The sequence below is a fragment of the Pseudomonas phytophila genome, from assembly GCF_025643095.1.
Taxonomy (GTDB): Bacteria; Pseudomonadota; Gammaproteobacteria; order Pseudomonadales; family Pseudomonadaceae; genus Aquipseudomonas; species Aquipseudomonas quasicaspiana.
This window is the reverse complement of sequence record NZ_CP081201.1, coordinates 2181503-2199405: the sequence shown is the minus strand read 5'-3', so window position 1 is coordinate 2199405 and position 17903 is coordinate 2181503. Positions and strand designations below refer to the sequence as shown.

The window sequence follows — 17903 nt, the reverse complement described above, 5'->3', positions numbered from 1 at the left end:
CGCGTATTCAGGACCGACCCCATTGCTATTCGATCGCGCATGATTCATGCCAGAGGCTTTGGATCAACGATTACAAGCCCATTGCCCGTCGTCCCTGCAGGCCGCCGGTGTGGATGAAGATCAGCCGCGTGCCGACCGGGAAACGCCCGGCGACCACCTCATCGTGGAGGGCCAACAGCGCCTTTCCGGTGTACAGCGGTTCGAGGGGGATGCCGCTTTGGGATTCGCTACTGACGATGAAATCCAGCAGGTGCGGATCGGTTTTGGCGAAGCCGCCACGGGAGGCGCTGATGAGGATGTAGTCATCGGTAGGAGCGAACTTGTTCGCGAGGCGGTGTGTCAGGCTAGACGCTTCGCGAACAAGTTCGCTCCTACCGGTTTTGCGATGGGCCAGAATTGCCGCGACATTCTGTTCAACCCCATGATCATCCGGCACCGCCATGGCGCCGTACACCGGATGCGCGCCGTCCTCGGCCAACACTAGTCCAGCTAGCGTGGTGCCCGTTCCTGCAGCCAGCCACCAGCCGTGATAATCACTCCAGCCCAGTTCGCTCAGTTGTTCGTGCGCCATCTCCAGCAAGCCGGCGCAGCCAAGCGCGCCGGGCAAACCTCCGCCGCCTTCCGGGATCGGGTAGAAATCAGGGTGTTGCGTCAGCCACGAAGGCCAGAAGTCCGGCTCATGGCGTGCGCGATAACCGCCATAGCCAAGCCAGTGCAGGTGCATGCCGAACGCCTGTAGATCGACCGTGGTGGGCGTCTCAACGGCGTGACCGCGCAACAATCCGACCGTGGCAAAGCCAAACCGCTTGCCCGCTGCTGCCAACGCATGCAGATGGTTGGAATGCGCGCCGCCCAGACTGATAACGCCTTTCGCATTCACCTCGCTGGCTGCCGCAAGGTGATGAGCGAGCTTGAACCACTTGTTGCCACTGATCAGCGGATCGATAAGATCCAGGCGCAGGACCGCAACCTCGACACCTGCACTGGCGAGCCAAGGCAGGTTTAGCCGCTGGAGAGGAGCGCTGGGTTGCCAGTGAATCGGGGCGATGGACACAAGGAAGGGACCGCAGGATGAAGGGCGGGAGTTTAGCATTGGCTGCGATTTAACTGATTAAGCATAAACCCCAGGAAAACTCTACAACCCCGCCGCCAACCTCGAACCCTGATCAATCGCCCGCTTGGCATCCAGCTCGGCCGCGACATCCGCGCCGCCGATCAGGTGCACGGATTGCCCGGCTTCAACCAGCCCGTCATACAGTTCGCGCAACGGATCCTGTCCGGCGCAGATCACGATGTTGTCCACCGGCAAAACCTTCTCCTCGCCTTCACCGATACGAATGTGCAGACCGGCGTCGTCGATGCGCAGGTATTCGACGCTGTTGAGCATCTGCACCTGTTTGTTCTTCAAACCGGTACGGTGAATCCAGCCAGTGGTCTTGCCAAGACCGTCGCCGACCTTCGAAGCCTTGCGCTGCAACAGAAACACCTGCCGCGCCGGGGTGTGCAGCTCCGGCTTGATCCCCGCCACGCCTCCGCGGGCTTCAAGGGCGGTGTCGATGCCCCACTCTTTCCAGAAAGCAGTGCGATCCATACTGGTGGAAATGCCCTGATGCACTAGAAACTCCGAAACGTCGAAACCGATACCGCCTGCGCCGATAACCGCAACGCTCTGCCCGACCGGTTTACGTTGCAGGATCACATCCAGATAGCTCAGCACCTTCGGATGATCGATACCCGGAATCGCTGGCGTGCGCGGCGCAATACCGGTGGCCAGGATTACCTCGTCAAAACCGGCGCCCAGCAAATCCTCAACGGCAACACGGGTATTGAGCCGCACTTCTACGCCCGTGGTTTGCAACTTGCGCGCGAAGTAACGCAGGGTTTCGTAGAACTCCTCTTTGCCCGGTACACGCTTGGCGATGTTGAACTGACCGCCGATTTCAGCGGCTGAATCAAACAGGGTGACGTGATGCCCACGTTCAGCAGCCACTGTGGATGCCGCAAGGCCCGCAGGACCGGCACCAATCACGGCGATTTTCTTGCTCTGGCGGGTCGGGATGTAATTCAGTTCGGTCTCATGGCAGGCACGCGGGTTGACCAGACAACTGGTCAACTTGCCGCCAAAAGTATGGTCCAGACAGGCTTGATTGCAGCCAATGCAGGTGTTGATTTCATCGGCGCGCCCCGCCGCTGCCTTGTTGACGAATTCCGGATCCGCCAGAAAAGGCCGCGCCATGGAGACCATGTCGGCATCGCCTTCGCTGAGAATCTGCTCGGCGATTTCCGGCGTATTGATGCGGTTGGTGGTGATCAAAGGAATGCCCACCGAGCCGCGCAACTTGGCCGTGACTTTGCTGAACGCAGCGCGCGGCACTTTGGTTGCGATGGTCGGAATCCGCGCTTCGTGCCAGCCGATACCGGTGTTAATAATCGTCGCACCGGCCTGCTCAATGGCTTGAGCCAATTGCACGATCTCTTCCCAGGTGCTGCCGCCTTCCACGAGATCCAGCATCGACAGGCGGAAGATAATAATGAACTCGGCCCCCACGGCTTCGCGAACCCGGCGAACGATCTCCACCGGCAAACGCATGCGATTTTCGTAGCTGCCGCCCCAGCGATCCGTTCGGTGATTGGTGTGGGCCGCCAGGAACTGGTTGATGAAGTAGCCTTCGGAACCCATCACCTCCACGCCGTCGTACCCGGCGCTTTGGGCCAGCGTCGAGCAGGTGACGAAATCGACGATCTGCTTTTCGATCCCCGCTTCGTCCAGCTCGCGAGGTTTGAAAGGATTGATCGGCGCCTGAATGGCGCTCGGGGCAACCTGATTCTTGCTGTAGGCATAACGTCCGGCATGAAGGATTTGCAGACAAATCTTGCCACCCGCAGCATGCACCGCCTGAGTCACCACGCGATGCTGCTCTGCCTCTTCAATCGTGGTCAGCTTGGCCGCGCCGGTGTAAACGCCGCCTTCTTCATTGGGCGCAATACCACCCGTGACCATCAGCCCGACACCTCCCGTCGCCCGCTCGGCAAAATACGCCGCCATGCGTTCAAAACCGCCCGGCTTCTCTTCCAGGCCGGTGTGCATCGAGCCCATCAGGGTGCGGTTGCGCAAGGTGGTAAAGCCCAGGTCCAGCGGGGCCAGCAGGTGCGGGTAATGAGCGGCGACCATAGAAACTCCATCGAACTGTCACGGGATGCGACCGCCTGAGGCAGCCGTCAATTATTCAGGCCTTCGCGGCCTGTTCATTGCGCAACAGTAAAGACGAGCTTCGCGACGCGCTCAATGACCTTAAGTGACAAGTTGATGATTTAAACGTGCAGCTGGCTTTTTGGACTGTCTCGGCAAGCCAAAGCCTGATATCGACAAAACACATTCCTCTCAAGTGGAATGCATTGCTGTAGGATCCGCCCCCGGCATCCCTGATACCACGCTGTCGCGCAGCAAAACAGACAGCTAGTGGGACGGCCGGGGTGGCGCTCCACTTCATCCGGGAAGGCGGCATTCCTGACCATAAAAATGTGGCGGATGTGCTGGCCTCTTCCCGAATAAATTCGGTCCCACAGGGTGGGTCCGTCATCATCTTGCGGTTGCTGTCGAACGGCAGCCAGAAACGACTATCGCTGGGTATGAGGGTATGCCTTGGTGCGCAGGATTCTCTACACCGACGTTTTAGTCGCGCTCCGCAGCGGTATAGTAACGGTGGGCATCCGACAAATACTCCCCTTTGGTAATCTGATTTCGTCGACAATGCAGCAATCACACAAAGCATCCAGACGCACTGTTATCGTCAAAAAATCGCATTTGAGGGAAGAACAGCAATGAGCGTAAAAGGCATCATTTTTGATAACGACGGGACTCTCGTCGACAGCGAACGCGTCGCAGCGACGCTGCTGCATCAAATGCTGTCAGAGCACAATATCCAGCTTTCTGTGGCCGAAGTGCTGGATCGCTATCGAGGCGTGCAGTTTGAGTTGTTCATGGCTGACATCAAAACGCAAGCGCCCGGTCTCAATGTAGACAGATTTGTTCAATCGTTTCGCGAGGCAAGTCTTCACATGTTCCAGGCTGGGCTGAATGCAATGCCGGGCGCTGTGGACTTCGTCAAGGCGTTGAAACTTCCTGGTTGCGTTACTTCCAATGGCCCCCCCTCTAAAATAGAGACGACGCTCAAGGCGGCTGGTTTATATCCCTGGTTCGAAGGCCGTCTCATCAGTGCCTACGACGTTGGATCCTGGAAACCAGAGCCTGGGCTAATTCTCGCAGGTTGTGATTTCCTGGATTTACCGCCTGAGAACTGCCTATTGGTGGAGGACAGCCATGCCGGCGTACAGGCCGGTTTGGCAGCAGGCACGAAGGTAGTGGGTTATGGACTAGACACCGACTTCTCGGTTTACGTCGGACGACCTGACTTTTATCTGGCCAGGCATTACCGTGACTTGGCACACCTGCTGACTCGCATCTAGCAGTCGCTGGAAGGAAGCGGCTTGTGTGCTGACCAGGTCCAGCAAGAAGCACTCAATACATAAAGCCTGGATAAACCATGTCCACCATGACGCACCTCATGGCCGACCATTTGACGATGCGCCCAATGACTCTAAGTGACAAGTTGATGATTTAAACGTGCAGCTGGCTTAGGGGCTGCTTCAGGCCAGACAAAAGCCTGTTATCGAATAAACATGGCTTTTCACTAGGATTGAGATTTTTTTCATTTCAACTGAAATTAAATAAGCTCCCAAGCAACAGATGGCGGCTCTTACAAGCCTGCGCTCGGAGCGCACGGGGGCGCAGCACCGCGAAGTGAGAATTTGGGTTTTGATGCTTTCGAATAATGACCGGGCTCAGGACTCTTCCTCTTCCCCCCCTTAAGTCAATATTGGCAACGGCCCCGTGCCATGGATATCATCGCCAGCTACTCCCGAAATTCCGAGCTGATGTAGATTTTGCAAAACCATCTCAAGGCTATCGCGCACCGCTAGATGCGCTGCTTGGTGGGCCGACAATCCAAGGCCAACCCGGCGTTAACTGTATGAGTTACAGTCGGAAGGGTTTGGACAACAAATGCCCAAAGAAACGGGACAGCGATCCCAGAGAACTGGAAGGTCGCATTCGCTCGATAGATTCGAGCATGCTGAGACCGCCCTTTATTGTTGATTTCCACTTGCGAAAGGAGGTGAAATGGCAAGCGTCACACTGTATCTATAGTTGACCATTTTTTAAAAGTTGAGGCGTTTCCAGGCCAGCGTTATCGGCACAAAAATTTCAAATATGAAGTTGAAAAGACACTCATAATTCTCCCCGCCGGCTCTGAAACAGGCCGAGCCAGGGTCATGAAACGACTGATTCAAGCCACCATTAAAATTTTCAATAACGAACCTTCTCATGTGCTGTATAAAACACCTCGGAAGGATTACAAATAATTATTGGAAAATCTTGAACACAGGGAGCAAGCGGAACGGTTTGAAATACGTTACACAGGTCTGCCTCAGACGGTTTATACCTAATACATCCGACTAACTATAATTTATAGTCAACAGGATATATTAGGATATTTTCCCCGTTAGCTAGCTTTACATCAGCACCGTCGTGCCCCCTCCTCTCCTCCCTACCCTCTATCGCAGGGAAGACTGTGGATGACATCGGCCAGAACTTTGACCGTCTTGATTAGGTCGATAACATTCTCATCCAGACAGCTCAGCTCCCTGATTCATCGCTCAGCATCGTCACGGCAGGTCACTATCGGGGCTCATTGATTTCGTGAGCATAAATTGCAGCTTATGGCCGAACGCGGCGGGGTAATTGCCCCGTAGCCGTTGCCTAGTCACATCTCAGTTTCCTCGGCCATCTCAAGTGCGTCGCCCACTTCGATGCCAAGATACCTACAGGTTCTTTCCAGCTTGGTGTGGCCCAGAAGGACCTGTACGGCTCTGATATTTTTTGTTCTGCGATCGATCAGCGAACCTTTTGTATGACGCATTGTATGGGTCTCATACCGCACTGGGTTAATATCAATGGAAGGAGTTCAGGCTTTGACTATAAGAGAGGGCGGTTGCAGGATCTGTGTGCAACACAATTATTAAATTGAAGTTGGGGCATCATGCCGCATAACCATGACATCTAGCATCACTTGGCGATGACTGCCTAGCAGAACTCTTGAGACGCCCTCCCTTGATTCTTCAGAACTCGACTCGCTGATAATCCCCTTCAGCCCCGACATTATGACCAAATCCACACGACTCACCCGCTGTGCGTTTTACCTCGAGAACATCCTTTTTAATATCGAAGTCGTATTCACAGTCGCCATCGTCGCCACTCATTGCGTAGTGAGCCTTGCCATTATTGAATTCAACTACGGCTGAAAAGACACCGAGATTCGGGCCGTAATACATCGCCATCAAGCCAGCGTAATAACCCTCAAAATCAACATTGTATTTTTGACCTTGGGGCTTGATGGTCATGCTGTTCCATAACGACGCCCCGGCATAGCTCCAATACCGGCCTTCCGGCTTACCCGATAGCTTGGCCAGCGAGTTCTTTATCTCACCACTGATTTTGCCAAGGTTGAACATCGATTTTTTATCGTTGGGCAGAATGCTCAACCATGCACGGGCTTTCAGATAATTGCCTTCGTGGATGTAAGTGAGCGCCACGTTGTTGTAGGCGATCGCGACTTTATCGTCGTCTAGCTGACAACTCTCGGACCAGCCAGCCTGATACTCGTACTGTTCGCGGGCCTTGGCGTATTCCTTGAGCTTGTAAAATTTTCCACCTTCGGCGGAGTACTCACTGATTTTAAGGCAGTTCGCCGTAGCCTCTTCTTCGGTGACGTCGGCATGAGCCGCTAGCGGCGTGGTCAGCAACAAGACGAGTGCTTGAAGCGGTATGAAGCGACGCATTGAAAGAGTTAGTTTACCGTCCATATTTCCAATCCTGTTTGAAAATTTTCCCATCAAGCGGAGGGAAGCGTAGGCGGTATCAAGGAGCAAGTGCAATACCAGATGTAAGGAGTTGATATGCCAATGAAATACACCCATCCCAGCACCGAGGAGGGGCTTGCCACTGGGCGGACGCTGGAGCTACGTGCAACAAGGTCATTGCCTTGACGCTGGGACAGTATCTGCATCGCAAAGGCCTATTGCATCACTTCGCTCATGACTTCAATTGGACATTTAAAGTCCAAGCGCTTGCGTGGACGCATGTTCAATTGCAGCGCTATGGCATCAGGCCCTTACTGGCTGTGTACTGACAGGTCAGTCCCCTTCGGTAAATACTGACGAATCAACCCGTTGATATTCTTTTTACTGCCTCGCTGCCAGGGGCTGTGCGGGTCATAGAAATAGATCAGGGCACCGTTTTTTGAGTAATTTCGACGTGTCGCGCCATCTCCCGGCATTGGTCGTAAGTCATGCTTGTACTCATCGTCAGAGGCATGCGATTTAGCGCCGCACTGAAGCCCTTCATCGCAGAGGCCCCCTTCGCTTCGTTCATTTTACTAACATCACGCAGCCACTGATACGTGCCGCAGAGGTGCCTAAAGACGATGCAGGAAGTTGCCCCCTATAAACGTATCCCTCAATCTCTGATGGTCCCCCATGGATACCGAAATGGTTAGGTGTTGCGCTTAGTCTTTGCGGCCGTCAAGTATTGGCGCGTGGAAATGTGCTCCGAAATTTTTAACCGACGTGAACAGGTAGTCCTCATTCCTGAGTCGAGCCTGTAGTCCCCATACCTCCACGGAGAATCGCGTTTGCGCAGTGATCTCGGATTCGATGGGCCTTTATATCTTTCGCCGCATGACCATTGCCTTGGCAGCAACATTATTTCCGTGCGCAACATCATGAATACATAGCTTTGTCAGATAGCATGCACGAAGCTTGCTGTCGATCGCTAAAATAGAAGAGTGATAAGCTCACAGTGGTCGATGACGCGTAGTTATTCAGAACTCTATTGTGCAGTGTCAGTTCATCAAGTAACTCCAAGATATGTCCTGCTACATCGCGCGTTAGCCACGCAGATCGAAACACTGTCTGGAAATTGCTAATTGACGCAATGTAGCCATTTTTTATCAAGGAAACGGCAACGATTGGCCGCTCAGGTGTAACCGGTATTCCTTCAGCGATAGCTCGCAAAGGGCCGTGCGGCGCTCGATAGCCTCGGGTACAACACCACCCACGTGATACGCTGCCCAGATCACCGCGTTGATGCATCTGATGGACGCGTTGAAGAGAGTGTTTGTGACCAAGCATTTTGGCGGACATTGGGGTTAGCCAGGCCAAGCATCTGAAGGGAAGATATGTCCCGGAGACATAGGCATGGAACTGCTCAGGAACCTCAGAACAACGACTCAACTACTCCCACCTCAGGTGCCGCAAGAATGAAGAAGTTGATAACCCTGAGTGTGTTGGTTCTGGTGACTTTCCTCTACGCTGGGTATTACGAAGCGCTGGAAGATGGGGACATCGAAACCATCCTCTTCATCAAGAAGCATCCGACGTTTCAGATGAAGTTTTACAATATCCATGCCAATGACGGAGAAACTCGTCAAATCGAACGACTCACGGAGGAGGAGCGTAACTGGATCATTGATTATTGCAGGTATCGGCTCGGCATCGACACCGATCTGAAAACGCAAAACGACGTTGAAGTTTGCAGGAAAAAATAGCTGAGTTGGATAAACGACAGGGACTCGGTAGAGGCCTTTTCTCATCGGGTGTTATTTGACCAGCCAGCTTTCAATCTCGCCGGCGCAGTGCTTGGTTTCCACTCTTTCAGTGTCTTGTGATTGCCGCCTTTGGTTTAAACCACTTCAACGGTGTTTGGTTTTTGTAAGTCTTCAATTGGTGAGGCTTGCGAATGCCGGTCTCTTGAACAGGTGCTTGGCGGCGCGAGCTGCTCTGCGGTTCAAGCAGATTGATGATGTGCTTGAGACTGAAGCCGTATTTTGAGGGGCTCACGCAACCTGGTTTCAAGCTCAATTTCTTTTTTCAATGCTCCGTCACCCTTCAGTGCTTCCAGCGCCTATCGCCAGATCCGCGTCCACCAGTACCGCAGCGTCAGTCGAAGCTGGGGCGCCGTCGTGTCTCGTTGCCATGACCAGGTCGTAAAGCCTGCGTCGCATTTCATCACCCAGGCCGCAATCGCGTGCCACTTCGTCCAACCAATGCGCACTGCGCAGTTAATTGTCGCTGCGAAGGGGGCTAGTAGATCGCGCCATGTAACCAGAGAGTTCGACTTCAGCAGAGGCCTGACAGGCAGCGTTGACGAATTTGGGCACCTGGAGGCACTCCTCCAAATGCTGGCGGTTGTTATACGTGCGGTGCGGCTCGCAGTGGTGTCGAAGGAATTCTTCGTGCGTCTCTCGCGACGCGCATCTGACACCAAACTCCGCCCAGACGCGAGCCCAGGCAATGAAACTCACGCCATCGGACACATCGAGTTCGCCGTGTGCCTTGTCCGGGAATAGAAGGTTCCCTTCAGGGCCCGTCATCGTTCCTCCTCAGCATCAATGTAACGCTCCACCCAAGCGATCAGTGTCGGCGCGGCGAAGGCAGACGGTAGCAGCGGCCGCACGGTGGTGGACAGGGTGAACGCCCCCTGGATGAAGCATGTGATGCCAGCCACGAAGGAGTCGAGCCGATGGGCGCGGCGTCCGCGTTCAGCGAGTCGCTGAGGGAGCAGGCCTTTGAGGAGCTTCATTGCGTCGCCAGCGCGCCGCCGCTTGATAGACCTCCGCGCGTCAGGGTCATGCGCGGACTGCTCGCGGATCATCATCCACGCCGCGACCGCATCAGGCTGCGCGTCAGGGCCATAGGCAAAGTGGGCTGTGATATATAGGCTGAAGCTTTTCCCCGGCTGTTTTGGCCTCTGCCGCCCGGGATTCGTACCGCTGATGGGCTTAGCTGACCAGCGAATCGACCAGTGCCACCAATATCTCCCGCCTGTCCTTGAAGTGGTAATGCACCAGACCGGGTGAGCCCCGCATGCCGTGCGATGCCGCAATGGTTGTTTCTGCGTAGCCAGCCCTTGTCATCACGGCCTGGAGTGCCGCCACGATCTGGCGGCGTCTTTCATTAGTTTTCGAGCGCCGCCCCATGTCACTTCCCAATGTTGGTCACACGACCAGCTTAGAATTGACATCGACTTCGCAGCCCCCTAGCTTTCCCAATATTGGTCATTGGGCCAACTTTTGGAGGCCGTGATGAATTCCTTCGCTGAAACACTGATGGCCGGAGCCACTGCTCCCTCGGTCACGACCGAGCTACCGCTTGGTGAGAGGGTACGGTGCGTCCTCGTCCACGGATTTCTCTCGGCAAGCGAGTGCGAGGCCTTGGTGGAAGCCACGGAGAAGCGCGGGTTCGCCAGCGCAGGGCCTGACTATCCGCCCTCCTACCGCGACAATGACCGGATCGTGGCGGACGATCCAGCCTTGGCCGAGCGGCTTTTCGAACGTCTGAAGTACTGCGCATCACGGGTACCGGGGCTCGGCGCGGTGATTGAGGAAGACGGCTGGCGCATGGTTGGTGTCAATGAGCGGCTGCGCTTTTGCCGCTACTGCCCCGGCACCCAGTTCCGGGCCCACCAGGACGGCGTGCACCATAGCCAGAGCAGACAGTCACGCCTGACCTTCATGGTCTATCTAAACGACGACGCATTCAGCGGCGGGGAGACGGTGTTCTTTGAGGGAAGGTCTGCAGCCATGTCGAACCGGGATGCCACGCTTTGTCTGCGTCCCCGCAAGGGCAGCCTGATCGTGTTCGACCACGCGCTCTGGCATGCTGGAGCACTGGTGGACGCTGGCCGAAAGTACGTCATGCGCAGTGATCTGATGTACGAGCCGCGGCATCCCCCGCAGGTCGATGGCCCCTTCCAGCCGGGCCACAGCGGATACGTCTGGGCGCTTGCCAGCCTTGGTGACACGGGCTTCGCAAGCGCTGGGCGCGATGCAACCATCCGGCTATGGGACCGCGAGGGCAATTGTTTGGGTCAGCTCGACGGACACACGCAATCCATCCTGGGTCTGGTGGAATCTGCGCCGGGAGAGCTTGTGTCGCACTCTCGGGACCGCACGATCAGGCGGTGGTCCTTGGCGACAAGGAAGTCAAAGGTGATTGGCACATCGGATTCGGCAGTTCTGTCATGTGCACGGCTCGACTGTGGCCACCTGGTGACTGGGGCCGCCGACGGCAGCGTGACAGTCTGGAACCCGGCGACGGGCGCCGCAGACAGGCGCCAGGCCCACGCCTGCTGGATCTGGGCGATTGCGCCTTTGGGCGATGGCGGTTTCGCCACCGCATCGGAGGATGGAACGGTCAGGCTGTGGCAGCCCAAGTGCCGGGACTGCGCGCATGTGATAGATCTGGGCCGCCCCCTGAGGACGTTAGCAAGCTGCATTGACGCAGATGGCAGCGTCATCTTAGCGGCTGGTGACCTTGACGGCACGGTGCACCTGTTAGCGACTGGACGACCGATGCCCGTGCTCCTGGAGTGCCTTGCCGCCCACGACGGTCCGGTTCGGCGCGTTCGATTCGAGGCCCGGCACGTACTGCTGACATGTGGCGAGGATGGGCTCGTAAGACGGTGGAACCTGCTATCCCGACAGGGTGCTGTCATCGGGTCGCACGAAAACTTTGCAACCGATGTCCTCTCCACCAAGGCTGGTCGGTGGATCAGCTGTGGATATGATGGCAGGATAATTATGCATGGGCTGAGACCTTGAGCTCAGGCGGACACTTTGGCCCACAACGTGTCTGCGGATCGACCGAATCCGCTTCTGGGCCAAATCCAGACCTCTTGGAATTGTCCAATGCGGCGTCGACAAGTTTCATTGAGGGTTCAGACACAGACTTTGCGCAAATTAACTCTTCCCTTTAGTTCAAGCCAGCGCCCCTTAAAAAGTGCGATGTCTCCGCTCGTGAAGACTTCATTTCTATTAAAAGGCTGAACAGTGCGAGGTCCCGCATCGCTGTCCACCGCTTGGCACATGATCAGATAACAAGCAGCGCCCGCCTGGACCAGCTTCACATTAAGAAAGCGCTCATGAGCCCCTAGGTCATGAGAGGGTGGCATTTCTTCACAAATCCAGATGAACTGTTTCTCTCAGTTTTCTGAGTTCCATCCAGCCAGCTAGCTAGACACGCATACAAAAGTTCCGTCTGACGTCGCAACACTTCACCGCGACCAGCGCAAGTATTAAGTGGAGCACGAAGCTTTGCGAACATTTCGTGTAGGTGTGATTTATGGATCGCATACATTAAACTTACCGATGGGGCCTTGGACTTTTGAGTGTTGTGAAACAGCTATGCGCGTGAAAATTGCGCAATGTTCAAAAGAATGTATAGTGAAACTTTAGATGAATGCATGGCAGAATGCGGTTTCAGTTACCCATTTATTAGGTTTATAGGGTATCAGGAAGGTGGGCGACGCATCGTAAGGCTCTAGGCTCAACGATAAAGCTGTTATAGAAAGAACGACGAATAATATTGCTTTCGAGGACACAATGACTAAGCATTTCCTATTGACATTCATTTGCTTAATGATGGGTCAACCCTTTCTGCAGGCTTCGTTTGCATCTGCCCAAGAGGTGTGCAGTGAAATTAACGCAAGTCAGCAGGTAGACCGATGTTCTGAAATCGCCAAGAAGGCTGCTGATTCACAGCTAAATACGAGCTATCACCAATTAATGGCACGCTTGGAAGTTCAATACCAAGCTGATCCTGAAGCCGGAGCAGCATATGCATTGAAGGTCAAAAAAACACAGCGTATCTGGATCAAGTCGCGTGATTCAAATTGCCCGCTCGAAGCGTTTGAAATTGAGCCCGGGACCTCCGCGTATGTGACAACCGTAAATAATTGTATTGCCAGAATGAGCCTTGAGCGCGCTAAATTTTTGGATAACACCGCACCGGGTATTTCGAGTGTTCCTAGTACAAAGGCTGAGTCAGAAGATGCCTGTCCATCCAGAGACTTCCGTCAGTTTTTGCCAGTATTTTCCGCTAGCGGTGAATCACAAAAACGCTTTACTGCGAAGGCGGTAAAAATCTTAGTGGTAAAACATACTGCTGATTCAGGGAGATTTGAACCCGTCATCACCGCTCAGTCAGGATCTGACTTGAGCTTTCCTTTAATGGCTGCGTTCAGGACGGAAGACTCTGGAGATTTCCTAATCGAGTCGGTCGACGATAGTCACGTTAATTTGATAGATAAGCGCGCAGGTTACAGCAACATCAAGATTTACAACTTTGCTCGGCAGGCATGCTGGGCACTCACCGGCGTTGAAGACTGGTCGATCGGCGAAAGAGAGCTGTCTACTTCAGCTAGGTCAGGTATGAGCAGAGCTGAAAACCAGTGCCTACAGCGCGCTTATGGGTTCTCAGGTTTGGGCGGTCTTCAACTGTACCCACTCACGGCTGAGTTTTTTAATGCAGCGCTCGAAAATTATCTCTGCGCTGCTGCCTCAGGTGACCCACAGGCTAGTCTCAATGCTGCGAGTTTGAGCCTCTCCGGAATGGCTCCGCAGTTGCCATCGGAGAAAGTGGAGGCGCTTTTCAAGGCTGCTGCCACTACTCTCGCTGATGGAGCGGCAGGCCTTTCTACCTTTTATTGTTATGGCAATGACATTGCGGGGAGTGGGCCATGTCAGCGCCCGCTGGAGGCTGAGAAGTGGCTAATACGTGCTGCTTCGATGGGGTCCACAGACGCACTCGTCTATCTTGGCTCAACCTTTGAGAGCGGTGATATGGGGACTAAAGATATACCTCGCGCTCTGGCTTGCTATCAATTGGCATCTGATAAAGGCAATCCAAACGCTCCTGCCAGCGTGACGCGATTGACATCGCAATTAGATGAGCCGACCAATACCACTAAATGCTATTAGTGCTTTTTTAGCGTTCCAAGGAGGATATGCTATGAGTGATTTTAAATCTGCAAACCTATCCAAAACCTTTAAATTGCTTTCTATTATTTTTTCACTTTTTGTAATAAGTTCCTGCGCTAGAATAACGCTTGAAGAGCAATTTCTAGGCATGCAGGTTTGCAAGGTAGAAAACGTCTACCTGGATACTGTGACTAAAAAGCCTAGCGGTAAGTACTTTGTCGAGCGAAAACTTAATCCTTGTCGTGTCGATGAAGCAGCATTTTATTGTGTAGATGATACATTTTATGGACTTGTCGTGACTCAGATTGCTATTCCTTATCGCGGCCCATTCAATGTGCATGCTATTTATCTTAAGGATAGGCCCGATGTTGTAAAAGCTGTACTTAGCTCGCGCTTTAAAAATTTAAATGCTACCAATACCGGCGTTTCTCCTGTATTGATTGCCAACCCTTCAGATCAAGGAGGTTCGGTTTTTTACTGTGATGTATACAGCGAATAAGGTTATATTTTTCTGTTGATTAGAACTGCCGGAACGCATGATGAATTTGTTGCGAAATTTCTTGATATTACTTCTTATGTGTTCATCTGCGCGCGCTTTCGCGGACTGCAGGTCTACGGTTCCAGAAGGCGCTCGCTTGTTCGAGCAATACGAATTTAGCACGGCATATGCTTGTATTTAAAAACCTATCGGTTTGACGAGTTACGCGGTGTTTAGCTTTTTACTCAAAGCAAGCGGTTGGCGATAAGTTAATTTCCGCTAACAACACCCTATTGGATATCGACGACGCCAGAATTGGTGTGAACCTGCCCTTTAAGCGCTCGGACTCGAAACGTTTGAGCCAAACGCAGAAGCCGTTGCGCTCCCAATACAAATTCTTCACTCAATTCCGGGACTTGTCGAAGAAAACGAAAAGTACCGGGTCGAAAACAGCCACTTTTATGTCCAGCTCGACCAAGGCAGCAAGCCGTCGATTGATTTTCTGAACTCCACGGCCTGGGGTAGAGGTAGACTTTTTCGACTTTGGCGTCGGGTCGCATCATGGTCCTGGCTCCTGGAAAAAGACGGGAGCACAGCATCAGGCGTCAGCTATTGGCTTGAAATGTGGGGCTCGTGGAGCGGATACCAGAAATTGAGGCTCAACGACCATACGGGCCAAGCTGAATCAACATCCATCTGCATCTGCGCACAGCACCCACCCGCTTATTTTTTTCCCCTTCGCGCTCGTATAAACCATGGAAACCCATCCAGCCTCAACAGCCTCCTGTTTCACTTCGTCCCCAGCAACGAGGTACATCTTGGTAACATCGCCGATAACCGGAGAACTATATATGTAAGTTTTCTTATTTATCCTTAAGTTTTGAGGATCACCCGAACTCCAACTAATAAACTCTTCAGAACTCAACTTAGAGACAATGGAACTTTCCGCCTTATAGGGAAAAGTGTAAATCAACCCCTTATAGTCTTTATCATAAATATCCGTGCCGTAGCCAAAATAACTCGACAGCTTCTCATCGATGAGAAATTCATCGCCCACAGCCTTATAAACCTGAACTGTATAATACCCCCCAGAGTTTCGTTCGCCGGTATCTGATCGAACATCAACACTATGAATGACGAAAAACCGTTTTTCGCTGGCCTTTTCCACTCCTGCGAAAAAAGCAGCTTTTACTTTTCCGGTGTCTGCCAAGAAAGGAAGCTGACCAATAAGCTTTCGACTTTTACTCTTGCAATTGAAAAGGTTAATATCGATTCCAATCTGCTTTCCGGCCTTTGTATCTCCATGATAATCCTCAATGGGAGAAAGATCGAATACAATTGCCGTGTTCCCATCGACAATGGATGGATACGCCTCACCTTCAGGAAAATCACAAGAAACTGCCTGACACGTAAGAAAAATCGAACACGTAAAGATGAAAACTTTAAAGAAGTTCATTTATTACTCCGATTTTTTTGCATCATTTCGAGCGTGCTTAAAAAGCCAGCTTTTGCCTTTATAGCTTTTTAAGAACTCAAATGGATGAAAAAGCAAAACTACGTTAACACTCATGCTCGCCTTAACGGTAAGCTCCCGCCAAAAAACATATTTGCAAATAAGCTCTTTCACATGCTTAGACGTCCTACGTGAGGTACGAGCGTTCGTTCTTGAGGGCTCGCCATTCGCTGCGCAGTACATTGCCGTGTTTTCAGTTTCTGATTTCACTCAAAAACGCTTTGACTCTTTCATGATCTTCAAACGTCAATTCATAAGTGAGCTTTATTTTCTGAGCGGGCAACGGCTTTACCGCAAGAAGCTTATGTAGAGACTGCCACGCCGCCACCATTAGAGTCAAGACTGCAAGGTAAGCAAGAAGATACAAACTGAAGACAAATATAAGCTGTGGGGCATCATTAAAATCCAGCAACATAGAAAGATAAATCAATGTGTCGGTGGCGACAATAAATAGAAGAATAAAAATCCAAAACAAAAAATTTCTCATTCCAGCTGTAAGCTTCATACTTTTCACTCCTCATTCCCTGACTAAAAAATTGAATAGACTTTAAAGCCAAAACCCATCTTTGCTGAGCAGAACGATCAAATACCTGCATCTACATAGTACCAACCCCCACTCATACCAGTGACACTAGCATTTTGCGCCTTATCGGGCTGGTATTCAGCCTGCGGTGAATAGATGTAAGAGGCATTGCAGTAGAAGCATGAAAGATCGACTTTCGCGAACGACACAATGCCTCTCTCGGACCGGACACTGATTCTAATGGGGGTTATGCTGGCCTTCTTCACTGCATCTCTGATCTTGGTAAATATCTCGCTTCCGTGTTCGTCGAAGGGTTTGGCTTCTTCGCCATCACCGCAAGTAGAGGCAGGCGAACTGGCATAGCTTCTCGTTTCGGCAAGCAGAGCTTCACACCAGTCCTGATCCTGGAAATAAGTAACCTTATAACCATTGGTCGTGGCGATCAGCGTATTTAGTCGAGGCACCATATCGGAGCTCCTCGAATCAGCCGTTGCGTAGATAAGAACCATAACAAAAGTCAAAATTGCGGCGATACCTAGCACGAGTTTAATTAAAACTTCAGCCAGGTATTTAACTGTTTCCCAAAGAACATGACCCAACGATCTCATGAAGCGCATCATAACGACTTTAACGCGCCTACCAGTAGTCTGGTCGCGGTTCTAACTATACGGGGGTGTTTTGGTAAAATGATGAGTGCCCTTGCCTTTTCGATCATAAATAGTCCTTGTTCTTCATTGAAAGTCCCGCCCTGGAACTGTGGCGAACTCCAGAACTAATCTAAAACTCAGCGCTGATAAGCCGGATCTTTGCCACGCGCGGCGGCGGAAGGACAACACGAACAGCTTCCGTTTATTACAACCAGATCGTGAGAATATTTTAGTGTGCATATGAATCCATAAGAGTCTTGAGCGCCGCGTCTGACTCTTCGCGCTGGACTGACGTTGGCTCGGCTGCAAACTCGCTGCGCTGGTTGTTTAAGGTTATATAAGCATTGTCGCCATTGCCCCAGACGTACGAATAGATAATCAGGAAACTGTCGGATTCGGCTTCGCAGTAAGGTGCAACACTGCGCAGTGGCGCTAGCAGTTGGATCATCTCACCGTAGTTCTCGGTGAATTGCAGCAGGGCAAACTGCCAGCGCCCTGTCTTCTTGTCATAGTGAGAAAGCCCACCTGCGCCAACCCAAGATTTCACCAGTTCCTCCAGGCTCTGCGCGCCAGAATCACGGAGCGACTGAACATCGACCTTGCCTGAGCCATACATCTTTCGCCCGTCGAACCAATTTTGCCAGTCGCTGTACGCCAACGCCGAGCCCGGGGGCGCAGCCATTGCCTTGGCGTACTGGGCCGGACTCATGGTGCAACGCATGTACACCGAGGATGGCTCGCTCGCCCATACCTGCGCGGTTGCGCTCCATAGTGCCGCCAGCGCGACTACAATCCCTGAGTGTCGCTTAATCATTGTCGTTCCTGATCAATAGCCAAAGAACACCACTATACCTACACGAACATCGCA

General features: G+C 52.6%; 14 protein-coding genes and 3 pseudogenes. 5 read left to right on the top strand and 12 right to left on the bottom strand.

Annotated elements, in window-relative coordinates:
• Positions 1-70 precede the first annotated feature (70 nt).
• Both K3169_RS09840 and K3169_RS09835 read right to left on the bottom strand, forming a co-directional pair.
• Positions 71-1093: a 1-aminocyclopropane-1-carboxylate deaminase/D-cysteine desulfhydrase gene (locus K3169_RS09840; RefSeq protein ID WP_231677459.1), complete on the bottom strand. Its 1023-nt coding sequence runs from the start codon at positions 1091-1093 to the stop codon at positions 71-73.
• A gap of 42 nt (positions 1094-1135) precedes the next feature.
• Positions 1136-3172, bottom strand: a complete 2037-nt coding sequence (locus K3169_RS09835; RefSeq protein ID WP_263271253.1) for an NADPH-dependent 2,4-dienoyl-CoA reductase — start codon at positions 3170-3172, stop codon at positions 1136-1138.
• 650 nt (positions 3173-3822) lie between these two features.
• Between K3169_RS09835 and K3169_RS09830 the strand changes: the two genes are divergently transcribed.
• On the top strand, positions 3823-4467 hold the full coding sequence (locus K3169_RS09830; RefSeq protein WP_122397810.1) for an HAD-IA family hydrolase: 645 nt from the start codon (positions 3823-3825) through the stop codon (positions 4465-4467).
• Positions 4468-5822: 1355 nt separating this feature from the next.
• On the opposite strand, the pseudogene K3169_RS09825 reads toward K3169_RS09830, so the two are convergent.
• From K3169_RS09825 to K3169_RS09815, 3 genes and pseudogenes are all read right to left on the bottom strand, one after another.
• Positions 5823-5996 (bottom strand): annotated as a pseudogene (locus K3169_RS09825) (integrase); the annotation flags it as partial.
• 181 nt (positions 5997-6177) lie between these two features.
• The gene (locus K3169_RS09820; RefSeq protein WP_231677456.1) at positions 6178-6921 is read right to left on the bottom strand and encodes a tetratricopeptide repeat protein; all 744 of its coding nucleotides are present in this window, start codon (positions 6919-6921) and stop codon (positions 6178-6180) included.
• Positions 6922-7136: 215 nt separating this feature from the next.
• Positions 7137-7629 (bottom strand): annotated as a pseudogene (locus tag K3169_RS09815) (IS30 family transposase); the annotation flags it as partial.
• Positions 7630-8375: 746 nt separating this feature from the next.
• Here K3169_RS09815 and K3169_RS09810 point away from each other — a divergent pair.
• Positions 8376-8663, top strand: coding sequence for a hypothetical protein (locus tag K3169_RS09810; RefSeq protein ID WP_263271252.1), 288 nt, complete (start codon positions 8376-8378; stop codon positions 8661-8663).
• Positions 8664-8714: 51 nt separating this feature from the next.
• On the opposite strand, the pseudogene K3169_RS09805 reads toward K3169_RS09810, so the two are convergent.
• From K3169_RS09805 to K3169_RS09795, 3 genes and pseudogenes are all read right to left on the bottom strand, one after another.
• Positions 8715-9016: pseudogene (locus K3169_RS09805) on the bottom strand (histone-like nucleoid-structuring protein, MvaT/MvaU family).
• Positions 9017-9484: 468 nt separating this feature from the next.
• Complete coding sequence (locus K3169_RS09800; protein WP_263271250.1) at positions 9485-9697, bottom strand: hypothetical protein; 213 nt, start codon at positions 9695-9697, stop codon at positions 9485-9487.
• Positions 9698-9896: 199 nt separating this feature from the next.
• Positions 9897-10094, bottom strand: coding sequence for a TetR/AcrR family transcriptional regulator (locus K3169_RS09795; protein WP_263271248.1), 198 nt, complete (start codon positions 10092-10094; stop codon positions 9897-9899).
• A 105-nt stretch (positions 10095-10199) separates the two neighbouring features.
• Between K3169_RS09795 and K3169_RS09790 the strand changes: the two genes are divergently transcribed.
• The 3 genes from K3169_RS09790 (at position 10200) to K3169_RS09780 (ending at position 14373) form a co-directional block, all read left to right on the top strand.
• Positions 10200-11717: a 2OG-Fe(II) oxygenase gene (locus K3169_RS09790; protein WP_263271247.1), complete on the top strand. Its 1518-nt coding sequence runs from the start codon at positions 10200-10202 to the stop codon at positions 11715-11717.
• A gap of 780 nt (positions 11718-12497) precedes the next feature.
• Complete coding sequence (locus K3169_RS09785; protein WP_411567030.1) at positions 12498-13874, top strand: lysozyme inhibitor LprI family protein; 1377 nt, start codon at positions 12498-12500, stop codon at positions 13872-13874.
• Positions 13875-13905: 31 nt separating this feature from the next.
• Positions 13906-14373 (top strand): hypothetical protein, encoded by a 468-nt coding sequence (locus tag K3169_RS09780; RefSeq protein WP_263271246.1) that lies wholly within the window; start codon positions 13906-13908, stop codon positions 14371-14373.
• 664 nt (positions 14374-15037) lie between these two features.
• On the opposite strand, the gene K3169_RS09775 is transcribed toward K3169_RS09780, so the two are convergent.
• The 4 genes from K3169_RS09775 to K3169_RS09760 all read right to left on the bottom strand — a co-directional run bounded on the left by K3169_RS09775 (position 15038) and on the right by K3169_RS09760 (position 17849).
• Positions 15038-15808: a hypothetical protein gene (locus tag K3169_RS09775; protein ID WP_263271244.1), complete on the bottom strand. Its 771-nt coding sequence runs from the start codon at positions 15806-15808 to the stop codon at positions 15038-15040.
• 250 nt (positions 15809-16058) lie between these two features.
• Positions 16059-16370, bottom strand: coding sequence for a hypothetical protein (locus tag K3169_RS09770; protein ID WP_263271242.1), 312 nt, complete (start codon positions 16368-16370; stop codon positions 16059-16061).
• A 77-nt stretch (positions 16371-16447) separates the two neighbouring features.
• Positions 16448-16996, bottom strand: coding sequence for a hypothetical protein (locus K3169_RS09765; protein ID WP_263271240.1), 549 nt, complete (start codon positions 16994-16996; stop codon positions 16448-16450).
• Positions 16997-17264: 268 nt separating this feature from the next.
• On the bottom strand, positions 17265-17849 hold the full coding sequence (locus K3169_RS09760) for a hypothetical protein (RefSeq protein ID WP_263271238.1): 585 nt from the start codon (positions 17847-17849) through the stop codon (positions 17265-17267).
• Positions 17850-17903: the final 54 nt, after the last annotated feature.

Excerpts from the sequence above, each read along its gene's own strand:
- K3169_RS09765 (WP_263271240.1), bottom strand. The coding sequence starts at position 16,996 with ATGAGATCGTTGGGTCATGTTCTTTGGGAAACAGTTAAATACCTGGCT.
- K3169_RS09775 (WP_263271244.1), bottom strand. The coding sequence starts at position 15,808 with ATGAACTTCTTTAAAGTTTTCATCTTTACGTGTTCGATTTTTCTTACG.
- K3169_RS09810 (WP_263271252.1), top strand. The coding sequence starts at position 8,376 with ATGAAGAAGTTGATAACCCTGAGTGTGTTGGTTCTGGTGACTTTCCTC.
- K3169_RS09800 (WP_263271250.1), bottom strand. The coding sequence starts at position 9,697 with ATGAAGCTCCTCAAAGGCCTGCTCCCTCAGCGACTCGCTGAACGCGGA.
- K3169_RS09780 (WP_263271246.1), top strand. The coding sequence starts at position 13,906 with ATGAGTGATTTTAAATCTGCAAACCTATCCAAAACCTTTAAATTGCTT.
- K3169_RS09790 (WP_263271247.1), top strand. The coding sequence starts at position 10,200 with ATGAATTCCTTCGCTGAAACACTGATGGCCGGAGCCACTGCTCCCTCG.
- K3169_RS09770 (WP_263271242.1), bottom strand. The coding sequence starts at position 16,370 with ATGAAGCTTACAGCTGGAATGAGAAATTTTTTGTTTTGGATTTTTATT.
- K3169_RS09820 (WP_231677456.1), bottom strand. The coding sequence starts at position 6,921 with ATGGACGGTAAACTAACTCTTTCAATGCGTCGCTTCATACCGCTTCAA.
- K3169_RS09840 (WP_231677459.1), bottom strand. The coding sequence starts at position 1,093 with ATGCTAAACTCCCGCCCTTCATCCTGCGGTCCCTTCCTTGTGTCCATC.
- K3169_RS09795 (WP_263271248.1), bottom strand. The coding sequence starts at position 10,094 with ATGGGGCGGCGCTCGAAAACTAATGAAAGACGCCGCCAGATCGTGGCG.
- K3169_RS09785 (WP_411567030.1), top strand. The coding sequence starts at position 12,498 with ATGACTAAGCATTTCCTATTGACATTCATTTGCTTAATGATGGGTCAA.
- K3169_RS09760 (WP_263271238.1), bottom strand. The coding sequence starts at position 17,849 with ATGATTAAGCGACACTCAGGGATTGTAGTCGCGCTGGCGGCACTATGG.
- K3169_RS09835 (WP_263271253.1), bottom strand. The coding sequence starts at position 3,172 with ATGGTCGCCGCTCATTACCCGCACCTGCTGGCCCCGCTGGACCTGGGC.
- K3169_RS09830 (WP_122397810.1), top strand. The coding sequence starts at position 3,823 with ATGAGCGTAAAAGGCATCATTTTTGATAACGACGGGACTCTCGTCGAC.